This window comes from Novacetimonas hansenii JCM 7643, from assembly GCF_000964405.1.
Lineage (GTDB): Bacteria > Pseudomonadota > Alphaproteobacteria > Acetobacterales > Acetobacteraceae > Novacetimonas > Novacetimonas hansenii.
The window spans coordinates 1-2,334 of sequence record NZ_BANE01000245.1; the positions used below are offsets into that span (position 1 = coordinate 1).

Annotated in this window: 3 protein-coding genes; 2 read left to right on the plus strand and 1 reads right to left on the minus strand. The window is 54.8% G+C overall.

Going from position 1 to position 2,334, the window contains the following annotated elements:
• Positions 1-326 precede the first annotated feature (326 nt).
• Positions 327-485: a hypothetical protein gene (locus tag B7G66_RS14005; RefSeq protein WP_231106206.1), complete on the minus strand. Its 159-nt coding sequence runs from the start codon at positions 483-485 to the stop codon at positions 327-329.
• A gap of 101 nt (positions 486-586) precedes the next feature.
• Here B7G66_RS14005 and B7G66_RS14010 point away from each other — a divergent pair, with 101 nt between their 5' ends.
• Both B7G66_RS14010 and B7G66_RS14015 read left to right on the plus strand, forming a co-directional pair.
• A complete protein-coding gene (locus tag B7G66_RS14010) occupies positions 587-1,213 on the plus strand; it encodes a LysR substrate-binding domain-containing protein (RefSeq protein ID WP_264986159.1) in 627 nt (208 codons plus the stop codon).
• On the plus strand, positions 1,203-2,054 hold the full coding sequence (locus tag B7G66_RS14015) for an alpha/beta hydrolase (protein ID WP_231105726.1): 852 nt from the start codon (positions 1,203-1,205) through the stop codon (positions 2,052-2,054). Before B7G66_RS14010 ends, B7G66_RS14015 begins: the two co-directional genes overlap by 11 nt.
• The last annotated feature ends 280 nt before the right edge of the window (positions 2,055-2,334 follow it).

The following is a 2,334-nucleotide window of genomic DNA, read 5'->3' on the forward strand; positions in this document are numbered from 1 at the left end:
CGCAAAACCGGAAAAACAGACACCACAGGCAGACAGACAGTACAACCCTCACGCACAACACCCAGAAATTAACTGACGACACGCCGTAATACTATATTTATAAATACCGTTAAAATTATCAATAACTCACATGTATTTATCCGGGAAATATTTGCATATGGGATCTGGAAAATGATGTTGCCTTTCGATCGAAAAAGGCGACGTCTTTCGAAGCTTTTTGAAAAAAGCTTCACCAAAAACTTTCATTATTCCAATATCTTGTCGTACTTACCATTCCAAACAGGCTCTGAAGTCAATACAACCAAATATACCTGTATTTATTGGACTCAAGAATACTCCAGCGCAAAGCTGGCAGCCTCTTTCACAGCCGCCGCACCTTTCCCCGCGATGTCCCGCACGCCGGCATAGACGCACTGTCCGGCGGCTGCGAGCCTTCGGACCGTCATGGCGCCAAATCCGCTCAACGCCCCGGTAATCAGGATCACCTGCCTGTCTATGATAATCTTCCTTCCCGGATGGTCTTCTCAGACCATGCCGCCATTATATCGTCGCGGAAATAGAAGAGTCCGAGAGGGGTTTTGGCACTATCAAACCCAGAGGAACGCTTCGGATCGACGTTCACGGCACTCTGGCCCGTCACTTCATCCTGCCCGCCCTGCCGACATTTTTCGCGGCCTACCCTGATATCGTGCTGCATATGAGTGAAGGCGACCGTCTGGTCGATCCCGTACGTGAGGGCATGGACTGCCTTCTGCGGGTGACCACCCTGCATGAAGTGACGCTTGCGTCCCCGGCCTATCTGGAATCCCACGGCATCCCGACACATCCGGACGATCTGCCCGAGGGTCATGCCATGGTCGGTTTCCAGTCAAGCCTGCGCGGCAGGATCCTGCCGCTGGAATTCGTGATTGATGGAACGCCCCGGAACGTCACACTGCCGTTTCCTATCGCCGTCAACGCAGCGGAGAGCTATATTGCAGCCGCACGGATGGGGCTGGGTCTCATCCAGATCCCGCACTATCATGCGGAGCACGCCATCCGGTCCGGTGCCCTGGTGGAGGTACTGAGCAGGTTTCCACCACTCCCCTCCCCGGTTTCGCTACTTTATCCGCATAACCGGCAGATGTCTCCGCGCGTACGCGTCTTCATCGACTGGCTGGCGGAACTGTTCAAACCTGCCAGCACATCATCCTCTGAGCGTTATGACCAATGAAGCCACCATGTGGAGCACATTCCCCTTGAAACGACTAACTGTCCTGCTGGCTCCGGCATTTTTGCTCACACCAGCCTTCGCGCGTGACCACCATCGCCAGGACATCCCCGCCATTTCCGAGCAAAGCCAGGCGGCACAGAGTGTCGACCTGTCTCTCGGCGATGGAAGTCAGCTGAGAGTGCTCATCTCCGCTCCGCCCACCCCACGGGGAACCCTCATCATGCTCCCCGGAGGCGCTGGTGACATCGGCCTTGAAAAGGACGGCAATCTCGAACATGGACACAATTTTGTCGTCCGGACACGCGGTCTCTGGAACAGACAGGGCTATACGGTTCTCATCCCGGACACGATTAATCGCACCAATCTTCGGGGAGAACGGAGTTCCCCCCCTTATGCCCGTCTTGTCGAGGATCTGGTCGCTTACGCGCACCAGCAGAAAACAGGCCCTGTTTTCCTGCTGGGCACGAGCCAGGGATCAATCGCGGCCGTGAATGGCGCTGCCCATGCCCGCCCCGGTAGCATCGCTGGTGTTGTGCTTACTGAATCCGTTTCCGTCATGGGTGGCAGCGGCGAAACAGTTTTCAGCACTGACCCGCAACAGGTCCGTGTTCCCGTCCTTATCGTCGCCAATCGAGATGATGCGTGCACTGTCGCGCCACCACAGAATGCACAGAAAATCGCAGCGTCCATGACAGCCAGCAAAGATGTGCATGTTCTCATGATCTCAGGTGGGATCACCAGATCCCGGAAGGACTGCGGCTCCCTGACACCACATGGCTATTTCGGCATAGAAGATCAGGTCGTGGCCAAAATCAGCGCATGGCTGAATGCCCATTCCTGAACAGTCAGCTCAAGGCAGCGTACGCATCCGCGATGTTCGTCGCTAACGGATGATGTAACCACAAACCACCGGACGAAATAAAAAACTGGATCGGCTCCATCATGTGAACGTGAACTCCAACAAAAATGCGCCGGATTACCTTTCCGTCTGTTTCCTATGTGTTTCCTGCGGTGGATTTTGTGCACAAAAAAAGCCACCCGCTTGGGTGGCTTTTCTTCTGTCTTTTCAGACGGATACGTATGGTTGCGGGGGCAGGATTTGAACCTGCGGCCTTCAGGTT

Coding starts and splice junctions, on each gene's coding strand:
- B7G66_RS14015 (WP_231105726.1), top strand. CDS start 1,203: ATGACCAATGAAGCCACCATGTGGAGCACATTCCCCTTGAAACGACTA.